At 55.9% G+C, this 18,489-nt stretch carries 14 protein-coding genes and 1 pseudogene; all 15 read right to left on the bottom strand.

From position 1 onward, the window contains the following. Positions 1 to 148: 148 nt before the first annotated feature. Positions 149 to 1,555 (bottom strand): MmgE/PrpD family protein, encoded by a 1,407-nt coding sequence (locus tag ACWAT4_RS40780; protein ID WP_128929611.1) that lies wholly within the window; start codon positions 1,553 to 1,555, stop codon positions 149 to 151. A gap of 204 nt (positions 1,556 to 1,759) precedes the next feature. Next, positions 1,760 to 2,581 (bottom strand): pyrroline-5-carboxylate reductase family protein, encoded by an 822-nt coding sequence (locus ACWAT4_RS40775; protein WP_164933845.1) that lies wholly within the window; start codon positions 2,579 to 2,581, stop codon positions 1,760 to 1,762. A gap of 29 nt (positions 2,582 to 2,610) precedes the next feature. Beyond that, complete coding sequence (locus ACWAT4_RS40770) at positions 2,611 to 3,927, bottom strand: NAD(P)/FAD-dependent oxidoreductase (RefSeq protein WP_128929613.1); 1,317 nt, start codon at positions 3,925 to 3,927, stop codon at positions 2,611 to 2,613. Positions 3,928 to 3,934: 7 nt separating this feature from the next. Next, on the bottom strand, positions 3,935 to 5,230 hold the full coding sequence (locus tag ACWAT4_RS40765) for an NAD(P)/FAD-dependent oxidoreductase (protein WP_128929614.1): 1,296 nt from the start codon (positions 5,228 to 5,230) through the stop codon (positions 3,935 to 3,937). Between the two features lie 116 nt (positions 5,231 to 5,346). Beyond that, positions 5,347 to 6,901, bottom strand: a pseudogene (locus ACWAT4_RS40760) (MFS transporter). 124 nt (positions 6,902 to 7,025) lie between these two features. Continuing rightward, a complete protein-coding gene (locus ACWAT4_RS40755; RefSeq protein ID WP_164933844.1) occupies positions 7,026 to 8,051 on the bottom strand; it encodes an Ldh family oxidoreductase in 1,026 nt (341 codons plus the stop codon). 25 nt (positions 8,052 to 8,076) lie between these two features. Then, entirely contained in the window at positions 8,077 to 8,844 is a 768-nt protein-coding gene (locus ACWAT4_RS40750; protein WP_128929616.1) for a LamB/YcsF family protein, read from the bottom strand. Beyond that, positions 8,822 to 9,868 carry a 5-oxoprolinase subunit C family protein gene (locus ACWAT4_RS40745; RefSeq protein WP_128929617.1) on the bottom strand — a complete coding sequence of 349 codons (1,047 nt, stop codon included), beginning with the start codon at positions 9,866 to 9,868 and terminating at the stop codon, positions 8,822 to 8,824. Before ACWAT4_RS40745 ends, ACWAT4_RS40750 begins: the two co-directional genes overlap by 23 nt. Next, positions 9,865 to 10,569, bottom strand: coding sequence for a carboxyltransferase domain-containing protein (locus ACWAT4_RS40740; RefSeq protein ID WP_128929618.1), 705 nt, complete (start codon positions 10,567 to 10,569; stop codon positions 9,865 to 9,867). The genes ACWAT4_RS40745 and ACWAT4_RS40740 overlap by 4 nt, the downstream gene beginning before the upstream one ends. Positions 10,570 to 10,585: 16 nt before the next feature. Further along, positions 10,586 to 12,010 (bottom strand): MmgE/PrpD family protein, encoded by a 1,425-nt coding sequence (locus tag ACWAT4_RS40735; protein ID WP_128929619.1) that lies wholly within the window; start codon positions 12,008 to 12,010, stop codon positions 10,586 to 10,588. A 22-nt stretch (positions 12,011 to 12,032) separates the two neighbouring features. After that, positions 12,033 to 13,250 (bottom strand): pyridoxal phosphate-dependent aminotransferase, encoded by a 1,218-nt coding sequence (locus ACWAT4_RS40730; protein WP_128929620.1) that lies wholly within the window; start codon positions 13,248 to 13,250, stop codon positions 12,033 to 12,035. Between the two features lie 71 nt (positions 13,251 to 13,321). Continuing rightward, entirely contained in the window at positions 13,322 to 14,389 is a 1,068-nt protein-coding gene (locus tag ACWAT4_RS40725) for an extracellular solute-binding protein (protein WP_128929621.1), read from the bottom strand. Positions 14,390 to 14,506: 117 nt separating this feature from the next. Continuing rightward, positions 14,507 to 15,574 carry an extracellular solute-binding protein gene (locus ACWAT4_RS40720; RefSeq protein WP_128929622.1) on the bottom strand — a complete coding sequence of 356 codons (1,068 nt, stop codon included), beginning with the start codon at positions 15,572 to 15,574 and terminating at the stop codon, positions 14,507 to 14,509. Between the two features lie 71 nt (positions 15,575 to 15,645). Then, a complete protein-coding gene (locus tag ACWAT4_RS40715) occupies positions 15,646 to 17,460 on the bottom strand; it encodes an ABC transporter permease subunit (RefSeq protein WP_164933842.1) in 1,815 nt (604 codons plus the stop codon). Continuing rightward, positions 17,457 to 18,485: an ABC transporter ATP-binding protein gene (locus ACWAT4_RS40710; protein ID WP_128955179.1), complete on the bottom strand. Its 1,029-nt coding sequence runs from the start codon at positions 18,483 to 18,485 to the stop codon at positions 17,457 to 17,459. The genes ACWAT4_RS40715 and ACWAT4_RS40710 overlap by 4 nt, the downstream gene beginning before the upstream one ends. Positions 18,486 to 18,489 lie beyond the last annotated feature (4 nt).

Raw genomic sequence — 18,489 nt, 5'->3', positions numbered from 1 at the left:
ATGTATCCTCTTTGCCGAAATTATATACAAAAGGAGGACGAAAGCAATTCGCTCACCCGAACATCAAGCGTTTCTGGGCCTTCCGACCTCCGTTGTTCTCCCTAAATACCCACCACCAGCAGATGTTGATTCTGACAGATTGTATTGACTACTCATCCAGAAGGCTATCGACTTCCGACCACTGCACAGTTTCGAGTTTCATCAGCATATTCCAAAGATCCCTGGCTTTCGGCTTTCCAACAGAAAGCGCTGCACACGTTTCGAATTTTCGTCGGAGCCTTTCAGGCGGAGCCGGATATTGATGGTTGCCGACCGCCACGCTTTGCCGCTTGAGATGGATCTTCCCCGACTTGTGAACCGCTTCGATTTCGGTAAAGGCGGCTCCTTTGGTATAGACCTTTTCGAACTGCTCCTTGGTTGACAGGTCGGGATGAACATAGGCATTGACTTTGCCCATGCGGCCGCGGATCTCATTTCCGGCAACGGACTGGTCGGAAAAACTCCCAAGCGTTACGTCGCCATGCGCCAATGCCGCCGCTATGCAATACGGGATGCTGAACCTCGCCTGCAGTGCATCTTTCGGATCGTTGTATCGCATTAAATTCAAAGCATGGTAGCTGACGCCCACATTGATGACCTCGAGGTCGTCCGCCACGATTTCGCCACTCGCAATACCCTCCGTTACAAGATCCAGGGCCGGATGTACAAGCGAGCATGTCGGATAAAGCTTGGGGTTATTGCGGATGAGTTCGAGGGATAGGCCAAGATCGCGGATTGCTTCGTCCGCGTTCAGCTTTTCTGGATCTGTAAAGAGATCGAAAAACCCCTCGTGCCCCTCGATCGCATTAGGGCTTGATCGCATTCCGGCCTTAGCAAGTTTGGCGGCAAGGACGCCGTTCTGCGCTGCGAATCCTGCATGTAGCGGTTTGGTCATGTATCCGAAGTTTTGACGTAATCCAGATGCAAGCGAGGCTGCAATTCCGAAGGCTTCTAGCATGAGCTTGCCATCAAGCCCCAACAGGTTTCCGGCGGCAGCGGCAGCTCCGAATGTCCCGAGCGAGGAAGTTGTGTGCCAGCCACGACCATTGTGTTCATAGGTTACGGCGATGCCGAGACGGCCTTCCATCTCGACACCGGCCGCATAGGCCGCAATGATATCTGCACCCGAAGCTGCCAGTTCGTCTGCGAGCGCAAGGATAGCGGGCAATACTGGGGCGGATGGATGCCCCACCATCGCATAATTACCGTCGTCGAAGTCATGCGCATGAGCCATAGCGCCATTGGCCAGAGCAGCATTTCGAGCTGTCGTTCGCAGCGCAGTATTCCAGACACGTGCCTTTCCTGGTTCTTCGGCGAAGAACCCGCCCATGACTCCCGCAACTTCCTCAGCTTTCGCCGCTAGGGCAACAGACAACGTGTCGGCAATGCCCCTCTTTGCGGCCTCGACGGCGGCAGCGGACATTGATTCGAACTTCAGCTCCGCGCAGAAGTCAGCAAGGATGCGGCCGACTTCCGGTCGCTGCTTTTGAGAGTCTGACGCTCTTTTCGCGTTCATTTTGCTTCCTTTTGCTTATCTATCGATTATGCCGACCAGACGTTTTTGTCCGGCCAATTCGGTTCGAGCTCGATTGGCATAGGTCCGCCATTTTTCAAATCGCGCCTTCGGTGCGCGGCAGCGCGATCCGGCCGCTTACGCATCCAGTTCGGCGAGAATTCGCCGTACACTTTCGAACCTCCCAATCGTCTTGCGATCCCAAATCTAACTTTTTCTTAGTTCGACACTCCGTCGATACGCAGCGCTGGTTGCAGCGCGTACTATCTTGGGAAGGGCCCCCTCACGCTCCATTTCGATCACGCCAGCCTCAGTGGTCCCTCCCGGACTTATGACGGCTCGCTTGAGCTCGGAAGGCGAGCGCGGATCAGCTGCTAACATCGCCGCCGAACCCAACATCGTCTGCGCAACGAGCAACTGAGCGAATTCTGTATCAAAATCCAGCCTCGCCAGCCGCTTGCGCCGCTGCTCAGCAAAAGCGAAAATATAGCGAGGCGCGCAGGCGTAGAACGGCATAGCCTTGTCAATCAATGCCGCGTCCACCACCCATTCAAATTTGCCGACTGGCGCGAAGACTTGCTCTACGGCCGTTTTTGCCGAGATTGGAAACGTCTGCCCGGTTACGCCGAGGCTCGTCCCTTGACCAACAAACGCAGGAAGGTTGGGCATAACGCGCGCCACTCTCGCACTGCCGCATACCTCCATTAATCGCCCAAGCGGCATGCCGGCCATAACCGAAAGAACCGGACTCTCGGCCAGCAAGCGTCGATGTCCATCAGAGAAAGTTGCAACATTCTGCGGCTTCACCGCCAATACGAGCAGATCGTAGCCTGATGATGAACTCGGAGCGTCCGGCAAGATTGATACGCCTTGAAGACCACGCACAGCGTCTTCCACTCGGCCGACATCCGGATCAACCAAGATCAATTTTAAATTAGGTAGTGCTTGGCGTACTCCTCGGATAAGAGCCGAACCCATATTTCCCCCGCCGAAGAACAGCAGTCGAGTGGACTCCTTCATCACCACCATTTCCCTATCCTGCTGGTCCAACTTTGAGATCAGGTTGCATCTGCACCGGCACGGAATTCCTCGTACATTGCCGTGCCACGCACGCCGACGAATCTGAATGGCTCGGGCGGCAGCCATCCGGGACGGCCGAGCGGTCCAGTCACCGTTTCTTGTGCGACTTTGCCGGCGACTAGTTCGGCAAGACGGCGCCCCAATGCGGTACCTTTCGCGACACCAGAGCCGTTATAGCCGGCACTTATAAAAAGCCCCTGCTCCAGCTCTCCCCAAAATGGAGCGCCTCCACGCGTGACGTCGGTAACTCCGCCCCATACGTATTCGAAGTCGATATCCGCAAGATGCGGATAACGACGGCGAAACCGATCGAGCAATCTTCGTCGGATTACGCTCTCCTTGAGCTCGGCCTCATAGGAATAGAGGCTGCGGATCATACAGCGTCCGTCGGAAAGTCTACGAAGGGTGCTACCACCGGCCCGTTGGGCCGACGTCATGCCCCATTCCGGAAGACTACCGAGCAGACGTGCCCTGTTGCCCAGCCTTTCCGTCACGCCCACATAAGTAAATAAGGAAACCAACCGATCTTTGCCGTATCCCAGCAGCTTAACAAAGGCATTGTTGGCCAGGATGACGTTCCGCGCGGATATCCGCGCCTGCGGACAAGTCAAGTGCCAACGCTCACCTACTTTTTCGATGTTGCTGACAGTGGTTCCTTCATGAAAGACAATGTCAGAAGGTAGATGATCTGCCAGACCGCGCACGAGCGCAGCCGGCTGAAATAGATGTGTAGACTCGGATCGAATGGCCAACCGATAAAAGCATGTGCCGGTTAGCTCTTCCAAAGCATCTTGTTTGTAAACCGGAAGCGTGCGGCCCTGTGTCGATGCGCTCTCGCTCATTCTCAACAGAGCCGCAGCGGCTCGCTCGCTTACAGCGGCCTTGAACGAACCGACCTGTCGAAGCCCGCAATCGATCCCGTACCGGGCCACGAGGTCTTTCAGCCAAGCCAAACCCTCGGCATCAAATACGGCTATGACGTTCTGTTTGCTTAGAGCATCGGCTGAGGCGTCAGCTCTGCTGGCCGATGCCATACTCACCGTTGGCAGATCGCTGCCAGAAAAGCCGGAATTCCGACCTGAAGCATTCTCGCCAACTGTTCCGCCGTCAATGATGAGAATATCAGTTTCGGGTTCCAGCTCTTTGAGCCTTCTTGCAACAGCGAGCCCAGTGAAACCTGCGCCTACAACGGCATGATCGACGCTCAGCTTTCCGTTGAGGGCGGGCCGGCAAATGCGAGGCGGTAGCATCGCGTTCCAACCGCTTCGCATCTGATACGTGCTTGCGCGATACATATCCGTTCTACTGTGCGAAAGCCGGCTGGCGTTTGACGCTCGACAGCCGGTTGAAAGTAAAAGGAGAAGGATCGACGATAGGTTTTTCGGAAGTAACCAGATCAGCCGTCAGATGCCCGGCCGCAGGACCAATCCCAAAGCCGTGACCGGAGTACCCGCTACTGATAAAAAATCCCGGAATGGTGTCCACTGCCCCAATGACCGGCTTTGTATCGGGCATGACATCGATCAGGCCGGCCCAGGTTGCGGCAACTCTCATATTGGCGAATACGGGAAACTCGCGACTGATATTACGCTGCGCCTGACGAAGATCGTATAGTGATGGCACGGGATCCAGGACACGTGTCTGTTCAAAAGGCGTTTGTTCATCCATGCGCCAGCGCGATTTCTGAAACAGCTCCGCAAGCGTGCGCCGCCCCAGACGCAGCCGTACATTGTTTCCACCAGTCAAAATCATCGGCAAATAGTCGACGAGATAGCGGAAACTGTCGGGCACGATTTCCGTTCGATTCCACGCGCCGTAACCTATGGTGAACCCTCCATCGTGCCGAGTGCGGATCGAAAAATCGGGGCCCTTGATCGACGTTTTTGGAGCCCCTTCCAACGGGTACGCTCGGACAAGGCTCGACATTGTCTTGAGTTGCGGCAACCGCAAACCCATATTGTTACAAAAGAGCGAAGACCAAACTCCGCCCGCCAAAACAACTGCTTCGCAAGATACTGGCCCGAGCTCCGTCACAACGCCACAAATGCGTCCCGCCCGGGTTTCAATTCCTCTCACAGCGCATGACACGACAATCTGCGCGCCGAGCGCCCTCGCCGCGCTTGCGTACGCAGCAGCTGCCAATGATGGCTCCGCCCTGCCGTCATTGGGAGAATACAGGCCGCAAGCCCACGGTCTTGACGCGCCAGGCAGCAAGGCTCGCAATTCAGCCCCTGAAACGATGCGAGCAACGATATCGTCGGGACAGGTGTTGGCGAGCCAGCTTTCACAAGCTTCTGCTTCCTCGTCGCGCTTGAATACCGTCAAAATACCCGTCTGTTTAAAGCCGACACTTTGGCCTAGCTGCCGCTCCAGATCGTTCCAGATTCGCAAACTTTCCCGGATCAACGGCATTTCTTGAGCGTCGCGCTTTTGAGCGCGAACCCAACCCTGGTTGCGTCCGGATTGCTCTGCTCCGATAAGTCCCTTCTCGCAAAGCAAGGTTGGAACCCCTCGCTTGGCCAGGTAGTAAGCAGTTGAACTGCCGATAATTCCGCCCCCTATCACGATCACTTTGGTTGAAGCGGGCAGTTGGGACATGACGAACCAGCAAAAAGTCAGGGCGAGAGACTTGGTGCATACTTAACTTAGCTATTGGATACAATCAACCAACTTCTGCGTCGAAAGGTGAGAGGGCGCTTGGATCGTACTCAAGATCAAAGCATTGCTTCGGGTTTTGGCGGAAAATCGCTTCGCGTGGGAACAATCCGGCTATCAATCAGGCGATGCACACGACGCAGATCCTTAGGCCCCCGATGTAGACTGCGAAGCGACGCCAAGTTGTCAGCGTCTGCCCGTACACGGCGGCCATGATGACGCAGATATTCGATCCACGTTGGCGAGTAGTAGCTTTCAACCCAGACGAGTGGCCGTTCAATGTCTCGTAACAAGGCCCAACGACGGGCCCAGTCACGCAAACGGATACGACGCCGTTCTCGCATCAGCTCAAGAAAGCGAAGAGTATCCTCGTGGGCAATTTCATACTCTATTAAGACCAAGACCGGCCCCGAATCCGGCTTGATCTCGACCATAGGCTCGGGCGCTTGGAATGGTCCGATGGGATCGAGATCATCGCCGGACAACGCGTGAAGCGGATATTGAAAGCCCAAGACCGCTCCGATCATCATTACGGTCCCTGCCGCCACGAAGGCGATCGAAAGACCGTGTGAACCTGCAACTTCGCCCCAAAGCCAGGATACAAGGGCCATCCCGCCGAAAGTCGCGGTCTGATAGAAGGAGAGCGCTCTTCCAACCACCCACCGTGGCGTGACAGTTGCACGGTGACGTTGAATAAGGACAATGAAATGACCCAACAGGCACCGGCGACAAGTAGTGCGATGCAGCTAAGGGGCATCGAAGTTGAAGCGCCCAACAAGATGAGCGCGAGCGCAAAATTCGCGAAAGTTGCGCGAATGACAACCTCGTTATTGAACTTGCGGACAATGGCAGCGTTTGCCAAGCCGCCGCCGATCGCACCGAAGCCAAAAGTGCCCAACATCATGCCGTAGGTTAGTGCCGTTCCCTTCAACGTGTCTCGTGCAACCAACGGAAGCAGAGCCAAAACGACGACACCGGCCAAGTTGAAGATCGCCGTTCGTAGGAGAACTCTCAAAAGATGGGGAGACACCCTGATGTAACGAAGGCCGGCACCAATCGCTGCTCCCACATGCTCGGGGGGAGCTCCGGCTTTGGATAGTGCGGCTTCCAATGCAAGAGCGCGCCTATCAGCGGCAGTGTGAGAAGAACATTCGCAGCGAACGCCGCGGCGGACCCTGCCACTACGACGACCAATCCGCCCGAGGCAGGGCCAACGCTGCGCATCATGTTGAAGCTGAGCCCATTCAAACCGACCGCGCCGGCAACATCTTCCTTTGAGATGACATCGCCTATCGAGGCTTGCCACGCGGGATTGTACAGCGCGTTGCCACAACCGATTAGAAATGTAAGGGCGAGAAGAAGCCAAGGATCCAGAACATTGAAGCAGATAGAAGTCGCGAGAACCGCGGATACTAACACCATGCCACCTTGTGCCATGATCAATATGCGACGACGACTATAATTATCCGCCAGCGCACCCGCTATCATCGAGAAGATCATCACGGGAAGGGAATTCATTGTCTGAACCAGCGCCACCATGGCCTGCGAACCCATCATAGTGGCCATGACCCAGCTGGCGCCCACCGACTGCACAAGCGTCCCGAGATTCGACATCATCGTCGCGATCCAGAGCGATCGAAACGCCTTTTGCTTTAATGGAGACAGAAACAGGGGAACCGGCACAATTGTCTCGGTGATGCTTTTGGCAACACTTGTCGCCTTCGCGATATCAAGATCGCTAGTCCTCCGCCAAACTGAGAACGCGCGCCCAATTGCGCGCATCGACCGACAGCATTCCGCTTTCATGCACCGCTTGGCGACGCCGATAGCGGTTATCGGCCGGCATGCGAGTTGATCCTGCGTGTTTCAATTCCGCTATTAGCCTCTCCAACTGTCCCTGGAACGAAGCATTCCCGCCAGCACCGGGATCAAGGGCCAAAATGAATTGCCCGGCATTCGAGGTCTTCGCCCCAGGAAAGTTGGAAGAACAATCTTCAAATCCGAAGGTGCCGCCGGAGAGTGCCGCCACCAGAACCTCGGCCATAAAGGCAAGCGACGCTCCTTTTGCTCCGCCGAACGGCAGGAGCGCCCCCCCGTCCAGTATCGCCGCCGGATCAGTAGTTACGTCTCCGTCCCTGTTAATTCCGACCCCTGAAGGAACGGGTCTACCAGCGGCAGCGTGCAGCAGGATGTCGCCGTGCGACATGATGCTCGAAGCTTGGTCCCACACCAAAGGCGGCGCGTTTGTCCTTGGACAGGCAAATGCGATCGGATTGGTGCCGAGCGTCTTTCGCTTACCCTGCCAAACAGCCATATGGCTGCGACTGTTCACCATCGCAATTGAGATCAGACCGGCGCGCGCCAGGGGTTCCACGTCCTGCCACAAAGCACCAAAATGATGCGAATTGCGGACAAACATCGTCGCGACACCTTGGCTCCGAGCCATACCAGCAAGACGGTTCGAGAAGGCGCGCGTTGCTTGTTGAGCAAACCCGTTGTCAGCCTCAACCGCCAAACAGCCGGGCCGCGTCTGCTCGCAAGCCGGTTTAGCTGCAGTATTAATCCAGCCGCTGGATATGCTTGAGACATAGCCGGGCAAGCGATGGATCCCGTGGCTTCTACTGCCGTCGATTTCGGCGCCGGCAACCGTTTCGGCAATGATTCGTGCGATGGGTTCCGACAGTCCCGCTCTGCGCAAGGCCGAAGCTAATTTGGGTTCGAGGATCTCTAGCGGGATCTGAATTTCGTCGTCCGCTACGGTCAAGTGACGCTCCGCGATGAACGCTGTTCTATTCGACAAGCTCTGTCAGTGGCGTCACTTGTCCACCGCCTCTCTCAATCGTGTCGCGCAAAGTCTTGGCAATCTCGACCGAGCCAGGCGTATCTGAATGAACCAGAATGCTTTTCGCATCCAACTTGATTCGTTTTCCCGTGATAGCTGTCACCGTGCCGTCATTCAAGAACTGGCTTGCTCTCGCGGCGATTTGATCGAGATCGTTGATGACTGCTCCCTGCTTCTTTCGCGAAACGAGCGAGCCGTCTTCCTCGTAGGCCCGGTCGGCATAAATTCGTCCAACAGTCCGCAACCCGATCTTCCGCGCGTAAGCTTGCCAAGGGCTGCCGGGTTCTCCCGGCACGATGATGTCGGGATCATAGGCTTTGAAAGCATCGAAGATGAGCTGAAGATATTCCGGTGTTTCGCGCGACATCATGCCAAAGACGCCATGCGTACCGGCATGTGTCACCTTATAACCTTCAGCCTTGGCGATCGCCGAGAGAGCGCCCAACTGGTAAAGTGCGTGTTTCCGCATATCGTGGGGATCAATCTTCATCGGAACACGACCGAAGCCTAGTAGATCGGGCAGGCCGACATGCGCTCCTAGCGCCACTCCCCGCGCTCTCGCCTGCGCCGCCATGTCGGTCATGATGACCGCATCACCCGCGTGAAAACCGCAGGCCACATTCGCGGACGAAATCAGCGCCATCAGAGCGGCGTCATCGCAAAGCCGCCAACGCCCGAACCCTTCTCCGATGTCAGAATTGATATCGATTTTCATCGTTCGCCATCCCTGCCTCGGTTTCTCGCGAAATGCGCGCTGGTACGCCGCCGTTGTCGGCCGTCGCTATCAGGCAACCCAGCCTGTCCAAATATTTCACGATCTCAGATAGAGCCTTACGCGCTTCGGTTACCGAACATTCCACGAAACGGAACACGCTGCCTGGCCGCGCTTGGGCGACGCGCCAGAGATCGGCTTCTATGACGTAACCAATTTTCGGATAGCCACCCGCAGAGTTGCCGTCGACCAATTGCACGATAGGGCGCCCGCCTGGGGGCACCTGGATCACCCCGGGCGTGATCGGACATGATCGCATTTCTCCGGGGTCGGTACGCATCAGTTCGGCGCCATCCAATCGATAGCCCATTCTATTGCTCTGAGCGGAGACCCTCCAGGGATCACGCCAGAACGTTTGCTGCGACCTAGATGTGAAATCATCATATTCTCCGGCACGAACGACGCGGAGAACAATATCGTCCTGCTCCGCTAATGCGTGAAGTCCGCGTTCGAGAACGTTGTCGGGCGGCAAGACGGAGAGTTCGGGTTGCGGCTGCGCACTCTTTTTCAGAGCGCCTAGCTTGTCGCCTACGCGAAGCATGCGCCCTTCCAGGCCACCAACGCGTTGCCTGAAATAGGTGCTGCGGGATCCCAGCACCTCGGGAACGTCGATGCCTCCGGGCACACAAAGATAGGCTCTAAGCCCCATACGTGCCGGTCCAATCGCCAGCTCGTCGCCCGGCGCAACCGCGAAACGCGACCATGGTGCGACTTGACGTTGGTTGAGAACGGCCTGACAATCGGCCCCACACAGTGCAACCATGATTTGCTGATTGAACAGCAACCGCATGGGACCCATCTGGACCTCAATTCCGGCGGCCTCAGTGGAATTTCCAAGCAAGATGTTGCCCACCGATAGAGCGACCCGGTCGGCCGCTCCCGTTCGGGCAATTCCATGGTGACGTTGCCCTATCCGCCCCAAATCCTGCACAGAATTCAAGGGAAGCGTTTGAAGCACTTCGATCATGTCTCAACCCGTTCGATTCGGAAACGAATGCAGTCTCCCAGGTCAAGAACGTTGGGCGGCGTTTTGCTGAAGTCGAACGGTATGGGCGATGCCGGTGCATGTCCGAGTGCGTACCAGCCGCTTGGAACGAGCGAAGGCTCCTCCCCCGGCTTCAACGGCGGTCCAAGAGACGTCTGCGCTCCCGCCATGCTCAAATTTGGACCATTGGGTACCATTTGAGGTTCAGGCCGGCGTGGCAGGTGCAGCCGTCTATCCAGTCCGAAGAGAAAGCCGAAGCCTGGACCCGTTCCAGGCGCAAAGACAGTGTAATTGCCTGCCGAATGCAATTCAGCCACCCTGCTCGGCGATACTCCGAGACGATCGGCAACTTCGCGCAGGTGCCGACCTGCAGCTCCCCCGTAAACGATCCCGATTTCGAGTGTGCGGCCATTACCGGACCAAGCGGTCGTTCCATTCCATTCCGCCAAAAATCTCATCGCCAAAGGCTCGGTGTCCGTTGTCAAAGGGTCGACAACGATTAAGAGGCTGTTCAATCCCACCTGCGCGTCAGTCACCTCTTGCCAATTCCGGACCGTTCTATCCAACGCCCAAATGCGTTGCTGCGTTTGCAACGAAAGTGGCCCTTCGGCATCGAGCAGCAGAGCCGAAGCACCGCAGTGACTGACCCTCGGTGCATCAAGAACCACTAGCTTTGCGCACATGCCCGTACTTTGTCCGTCACTGCAGCTCTTCAAGGCCCAATAGAATTGGTGTACCGACCCGGTTCAGCCTGTCCAAATGTTGGAAACGTGTCAAAATAAGATCCGACCTGGCGGAATCGAACATTCCATCAGTACACGCCCGATATTTCCGCTCCAGATGTTCCCAACTGACGGGGTCGCTGCTCGAGCCGATATAATTGGATTTGCGCCGTTTAAAGAGACTCCCGTCTCGCCGCATGACATCAACTTCGGTAAAGGCTTTTCCGGCTCTGTAGAGCGGCTCGAAAAGCTCTGGCGTGCTCTGGTCTGGATGAACATAAGGTTCAACCGACTCCATTATCTTGCGCGTCGCGGGATCCTTGAGCGCATCGGGAGTGAAATCGGCTAGCGTGACGTCGCCTTTTCGCAGTGCCACAGCCACGCAATAGCTGTAGCTAAATTTTGCCTGTAAGTGACTTTCAGGCCGATCATAACGCATGATGTTAAGCGTTTGATAGCTGGTGCCGCAACGCACCGAGGTTATATCTGCCAGATCAAGCTCTTTATTTCGGAGGCCTTCGACAAGCACGTCGAGAGCCGGGAGCACCATCGCGCAAACCGGATATAGCTTGACGTTGATGCGCATCACTTCAAAGGGGGCTCCCATGTCGCGCATTGCGTCTTCAAAACAGATCACACTCAAGTCACCGAATAGGTGCATGAAACCTTCATGACCCTCGATGGCAGTCGGGCTTGCGTCGATGCCAGCCAGAGCCAGCTTTGCGGCCATTACGCCGTTCTCGGCAGCACGGCCGGCGTGGACGGGCTTGGTCGACGTTCCAAAGTTCTGACGGATGCCACAAGCCATCGAGGCGGCGATCCCCAACGCATCTCTGGTCTGCTGCGCGTCCAAACCCAACAGCTTTGCCGATGCAGCCGTCGCTGCGAAGGTTCCGAAAGTCGACGTCGTATGCCAACCGTTGGCATTATGTTGGTAGGTCATCGCCCGCGCAATCTTGGCGCCGACTTCCATCCCAGCCACATACGCGGTGATCAGTTGTTCGCCCGAAACGTTGCGCTCGTCGGCCAGCGCAAGAAGCGCCGGAACCATGCCAGTGGATGGATGGCCAAGCATAGTCGCGTTGCCGTCATCGAAATCGTGCACATGAGCTGCCACACCATTGAGAAAAGCCGCCGTTCTCGCCGTCGTGCGCAAGGAAGTGCCGATAACCAGCGATTTGCCGGGTTCATCGACCAAAGCTTGACGCGCCCTGCTTGCGGCCGCCTCGCCTGCGCCCGCAAGCGTCACAGACAACGTGTCTGCGAAAGCGCGCTTGGTCGTCTCCACCGCCTCTGTCGGGATGTCGGAAAAGCGCAGTTTCGTAACCCAATCAGCAAGGAAGGCGGTCACGGGTGGACGTGATCGCGTCGCCTCGGCGGCACTGGAAGTGATCTCGTTCATATTATGATACTTCGAATTTGGTTCAGCGTAAGGCTAGAACCGCGGAGCGGATCGCTGCCACGGCGGTACGCAAGTCGTCGTCCGACGACGCGATGGAGATACGGAAGTAAGGAGAAAGGCCATAGGCCGCGCCTTGTACAACTGCGATGTCGGCCTCGGCCAGTAAGTAATCGCACAGAACGCTATCAGACGAGATTCGGCCGCCTGCCGGCGTCGTTTTCCCAATCAGATCGGTACAGCTCACAAAGATATAGAACCCTCCCTCAGGGCGCTCGGCGGAAAGACCTGGAATTGCCTTGATGATCGGTAAGACAAAATCTCGCCGCCGGTGGAACACAGCTACGCGCTGGGCTAAGAAATCTTGTGGCCCTTCGAGTGCGGCCAGAGCAGCAGCCTGCGCGATTGAACATGCGCCACCCGTCGCTTGCGACAAGACTCGAGTAATGTCCCTGATCAGCCAATCCGGCCCGGCGCAATAGCCGATACGCCAACCCGTCATGGCGTATGCTTTGGAAACGCCGTTGACCGTCAGGATGCGCTCCCGCAAATCGGGCGCAATCTGCGCCAAGGTGTAAAACGGCCGCCCATCAAACCGAATGTGCTCATAGATGTCATCTGACAAAGCAAGGACGTTAGGATGGCGACGCAATATTTCGGCGAAGGAAAGCAATTCCGCCTTTGAGTAAATTGATCCCGACGGATTGTTTGGCGAATTCAAAAGAAGCCAACGCGTCCGAGGTGTGATGGCCGCCTGTAGTTGTCCAGGCTGCATCTTGAAGTCACTTTCGACGCCGCACGCGACTATCACCGGCTGTCCGCCGGCGAGCCGCACCATGTCTGGCATCGGCACCCAATAGGGTGCAGGTATAATGACCTCGTCGCCGTCGTTTAAGGTTGCGGCGAAGGCATTATATATACTTGGTTTCGCGCCCGGAGCGACCACGATCTGATTGACTCCGTATTCCAAGTCGTTGTCGCGTCTCAGCTTGCGCGAGATGGCCTCGCGCAGCTGAATGGTACCCGTATTGATGGTATAGCGGGTTTCTCCAGCTCGGATCGCCGCAATTGCCGCTTCCTGAACGTGCTCTGGCGTATCGAAGTCAGGTTCGCCCTGTGCAAGGCTGATAACGCGCTTGCCTGAGGCCACTCTCAACTTTGCTTTTTGAGCCATGCTCTCGGAGACATCGACCTGAATCTTGCCAACCCGCTTCGATCTGCTTCGTGTATTCAAATTAGTCACCGCTTCCTAGTCCGTGAGAACGACGCCAGGCTTTCGACCCGTCTGCGCGCGGGCTCGGCTGTCGCAGCCTCTTATTTGATGAGCCAAGCGTTGAACATTTCATTCGACTTGGACAAGTTTTCACCCCAGAAGCTGACATCGAGGGGCACGAGCTGCTTAAAGTTGTCAGGCTGCGTCGGGATCAAATACAAGATCTTGGGGTCGATATATTGGTAGGCGCTGATCGAAGCCGTTCCGTTCAGGACGCGCGCTGCACGCGCGGCTTGTCGCTTCGGATCAAGAGTGAATTCGATGAGCTTCTGAACCATCGCCACCTTCGGATTCCCTTTCGGAATCGACCAGCCATATGCGGTGTAATAGCCTTGATTCCATAGGATCTTAAGATCCTCTCCTTGCACGATAAGCTCCGCTGCCCGGTTGACATAGGTCGCGGTAATGTCGATTTCGCCGCTGTGTAACAGCTGCGCGCTCTGCGGCGCCGTCGTCCACCACATAGCGATCCGCGGTTTGATTTGATCGAGCTTCTTGAATGCCCGAATCCAACCGGCATCTGTTTTCAGTTCGTTTATGATGGCCTGGCCGGGCTTGACGCCGTCGGCGCGCAATGCCCACTCGATGTTGTCCCGGCCGCTGTTGCGGAGGGACCGCACGCCAGGGATCGCTTTGTCCCACATGTCCGCAACGCAAGTCAGATCTTTCCCGGTCGCGGAGGTCCGATAAACCGTTGAATAGGCTGATATCGAGTCGGGCACAAAACCGGCGAGGTTCCTCAGCTCCACCGGAAGGTCGTCATACAGGTGTTTTGGAAGGGTGATCTTTTCAACCAAATCCAAAGCCAAATATCGAACTGCTTCGTCCATGCCTGCGCCAATGCAAGCATCGAAGATATAATTCTTCGTGTCGACCATCGACTGCATCTGGGGCAGCGGCTGCGCGGCTCGCACCACGGGAACGACCGTGATGCCGGTAGCCTCCGTGAAAGGAGTGTAAAAGAGCTCCTTATAAATCTGAGATACGGAGCCACCAGCATCTGCAATGTAGAGAGTTTCGCCCGCTGCCGAAGCGCGACCCATGATCGCGGGTGCTGCTAACGTTGCGCCCGCCAGCATTGTGGTCTTAGTAAACTTTCTTCTGTTCATTTCTGGCCTTCCGTTAGCGACTTACGCCGACCGCGGATTTCATCGAATGTCGTCGGAGGCAATCATCCCGGGGCGTTCAAAGGGATGGTCGTTGCCGATAGTGCCGATCATCATTCGTCATTTCACAAGCCACTGATTGAACAGCTCATTCGATTTCGTGAGATTCTCTCCCCAAAAAGCCACGTCCAACGGGACCATCTGCTTGAAATTATCTGGTTGCGTCGGGACGTACTCGAGCACCTTCTTGTCGATAAATTCGAAGGCACTTTTCGAGGCGCTTCCTTGCATCAACTCGGAAGCAAGCGCGGCTTGACGCTTCGGATCCAATGAGAACTCGATGAGCTTCTGCACCAAATGGACCTTTGGATTGCCTTTTGGGATGACGTACCCATAGGCAGTGTAATAACCTTCGTTCCAAAGCACTTTGAGGTTCTCACCTTGCCGGATCAGCGTTGCAGCCCGGTTCGCATACGTCGCTGTAATATCGATCTCCTGAGCTTGCAGAAGCTGAGCGCTTTGTGGGGCCGTACTCCACCAAGTCAGGATTTTCGGTTTGATCTCATCCAATTTTCGAAATGCGCGCTCCCACCCGGCTTTTGTTTTCAGCTCATTGATAATGGCCGGTCCCGCGGGAACGCCATCCGCTCGAAGCGCCCATTCTATGTTGTCGCGACCGCCAGTACGCAGCGAGCGAACTCCCGGAATGGACATGTCCCAAATATCGGCAACTCGTTTCAGATCCCGTTTTGTCGCTAACGGCCGATATACCGTCGCAAACGCTGCAACGGAGTCCGGATAGAAGCCCGGAACATTTCTGATGGAGTCAGGAAGGTCGTCATATATTGACCTCGGCAACTCAATTCGTTCGCTGAGCCCCTCAGCATCGTAGCGGACACCTTCATCGAGACCGGCGGCCCCATGCACATCGAACGTATAGTTCTGCGTTTCCACCATGGTCTTCATCTGAGCCAGCGCTTGGGCTGGCCGAACGACCGGAACGACATCAATTCCCGTGCTTGCAGTAAAGGGCGTATAGATAACCTTCTTGTAGGACTCGGTGTACGCACCGCCCGCATCCGCAACATAGAGGGTCTCACCGGCCGCCGATGCGCGTCCGACGATGGCGGGTAGTGGGAAAGTCGCGCCGGATAGCGCAGCTATCTTGACGAATTGCCTTCTATTCATTGTTGGCCTCCTCACTAACCATTGCCTCGAACTGACGGCTCTAATGTCGGCCCATCCAACCGATGCAAGCGCTACACGCGTCTGGACGTCCCGCCAACGGAATTGGCTATGAGCATAAATCCGAGAATTAACGCCAGGAGTAGCGTCGACACTGCTGCCAACTCCGGTGACGCCCCGTACACTGCCTGTTGGTATAGCTGCTTCGGAAGCGTGGTGAAGCTGCCTCCCGTGACAAACAGAGAAATCGTCACTTCGTCAAACGACTGGATGAATGCGAAAAGAAACGCGCCATAAACTCCAGGCTTGATGATCGGCAGCATGATATATCGGAAGGTCTTGAATTTTGACGCGCCCATCGTCCATGCGGCATAGTCCAACGAACGATTGTAATTTTTGAGCACGGCCATCAGTGACATCGTGGCATAGGGCAGCGCAAACACCATATGCCCCATGATCAATCCGACCCATGTGCCAATCAGCCCGAAGCGGGCATAAGCGTAGAACAGCGCGACCGCCGTGATGATATGAGGCAGAAAAATCGGAATGGTCAGCAGCAGAATTATCAGGAACTTTGCCCTCGTCTTTTGACGAACGAGAAATAGTGCCGCCGGAATAGCGATGGCAATGGCCATCAAGCTGGTGATGGCGGCGATGCCAACCGATCGCCAGAAAGCCAATACCCAGATTGGTGAGCTAAGGACCGACGTGTACCATCGGAGTGAGAAACCCTGGGGCGGCCAGCCGAACAGAAGGCTGTTAGAGAATGAAATCGGAACGATACAGAAGATCGGAAGTATCAAGAACAACGCAATTGCCAGCGAAACCATCGACAGAATGGGTCTACTCACCCTTTGCCTGAGCTTCACCGTCCGTCCCGTCAGTTTTTCGGCGACCAATCCGAAGCTGGCGGTAATCCATGAAATTCCGTTGATTAGTTTCATTCCGCCACGGCGGAGCATTCGGTTCAGTCTCGACGGATGCTGGTCGCCCTCTTCTCCGGTCAGAATGTGCATTCCAACCACCCGATCAAACAGAAAGAAGGAAATAAGTGTTGCCAGCAACAGCATGGCGGATATCGCCGCAGCGAAGTTCCAGTGCAACACCTCGGTAACTTGTTCGATGATCAATTGAGCGATCATCGTTTCCCGAGGACTCCCGAGCAGCTGCGGCGTGATGAAAAACCCAAGAGCACTCACAAAGATCAAGATACCGCCGGCCGCCACTCCCGGTAACGACAGAGGAAAATAGACCCGCCAAAAACCATGGGAGGGGCGGGCACCCAGCGTGCTCGCCGCTTTTTCCAAGTTCGGCTCGATGCCCTCCATTACGGAGTACATCGTAATAATCGCCAAAGGCAAAAGCGAGCTGCTCAGGCCGATCATCACGCCGTTCCAGTTGTAGAGGAAGGCGATCGAATGATCGAGCCAGCTCAACTTCAAGCCGGTTACGTTGATCAAACCGCGGCGACCGAAGATAATAATCAGTGACAGATTGCGGATCAGAAAGCTAGTCCAAAGCGGCACCAGAACGGACGTCAGGATTGCTGCTCGAACCCCTGCATTTGCTTTGGAGAGTGCATATGCAACGGGGTAACCGAGCGTCAGGCAGATCCCGGTGGCCCAAGCAGCGGTTTGAATCGTTCGCACGAGCACGCTAACGTATAGATTGGTCTTAAATACTCGCGAAAAATTCTCTAGCGTCAGCGCACCGTGAGCGTCAAAGAGGCTGAGAACAAGAATTCCGCCGACAGGCAGTACAAATACGACGGATAGAAACGTCAGCAGCGGTGCTATCTGAAGAAACGGCCAGCGCGCTAGCAATTCGCTCAGAGGTAGGCGCCGATCTGATCGCGGCCATGATCCCGGGATGGTCGTCCGATCTGTCACGTTCCTACATCCTTTATTTCTACCGACCGGGAGGCGGCCCAGCTCAAGATGCAACGTTGACCGTTCTCGATATCGTGAGGAGCCTGTGCATTCAGAACAAGGGCTGAAAGGACGCGATCGGACGCCGACTTGAAGAAGTACCGGGTTGTCGGCCCAATATTGATGCGCTCAATAAACGTCGCTTCGGTCCGGTGGTGCGCGGGAACGACGTCGGCGTTGACGCGAACGTATTCAGGTCGAACCATCAGTCGCGTTCCCGCCTGCATGGGCGTCACGTTGCCGCTTGCATCGCTCACTTCGCCAGCCGCCATGATATTGGACTGTCCGATGAAGTTAGCGGCGAAGACCGTCGAGGGGCGATCGTAAATTTCGTTCGGTGGTGCCAGTTGCTCGATCTCGCCACCGTTCATCAGACAGATCCGATCTGACATGGCCAACGCTTCTTCTTGGTCGTGGGTCACGTAGATGATGGTCGTCTTTAATCGCTTATGCAGATGCTTGATTTCGATCTGCATCTGCTCGCGCAAGTTCTTATCCAGCGCGCCCAAAGGTTCGTCCATCAGTACGATCGACGGCCGGTAGACCATTGCGCGTGCGAGAGCCACGCGTTGTTGCTGACCACCCGATAGCTCCTTGGGCACACGCTCGGCAACGTGAGGTAAGCTGATGATCTCCAACATCGACTTTACCCGGTCGCGTATATCAGCCTCCGGCATCTTCCGCATGCGCAGCGGAAATGCGAGGTTTTCCGCGATACTCAAATGAGGAAACAAGGCATAGTTCTGAAAGACCATGCCAATATCCCGATAAAACGCGGGCTCGTTGGTAGCTCGACGACCGTTGATGTAGATCTCGCCGGAGTTTGGAGGGGTTAGTCCGGCGATCATGGTTAGGAGCGTCGTCTTTCCGGAGCCAGAAGGGCCCAATAGAGTCAGAAATTCTCCTTCGGCCACATCGAGAGACGTCGGCTTCAAAGCGTCGAACGCACCGTACCGTTTCGAGAGGTTTTCGATCTTGAGCTTCATTCGT

Source organism: Bradyrhizobium sp. T-1, assembly GCF_053592855.1.
Note: the sequence above shows the minus strand (reverse complement) of the source record. Positions and strands in the feature narration are given on the sequence as shown.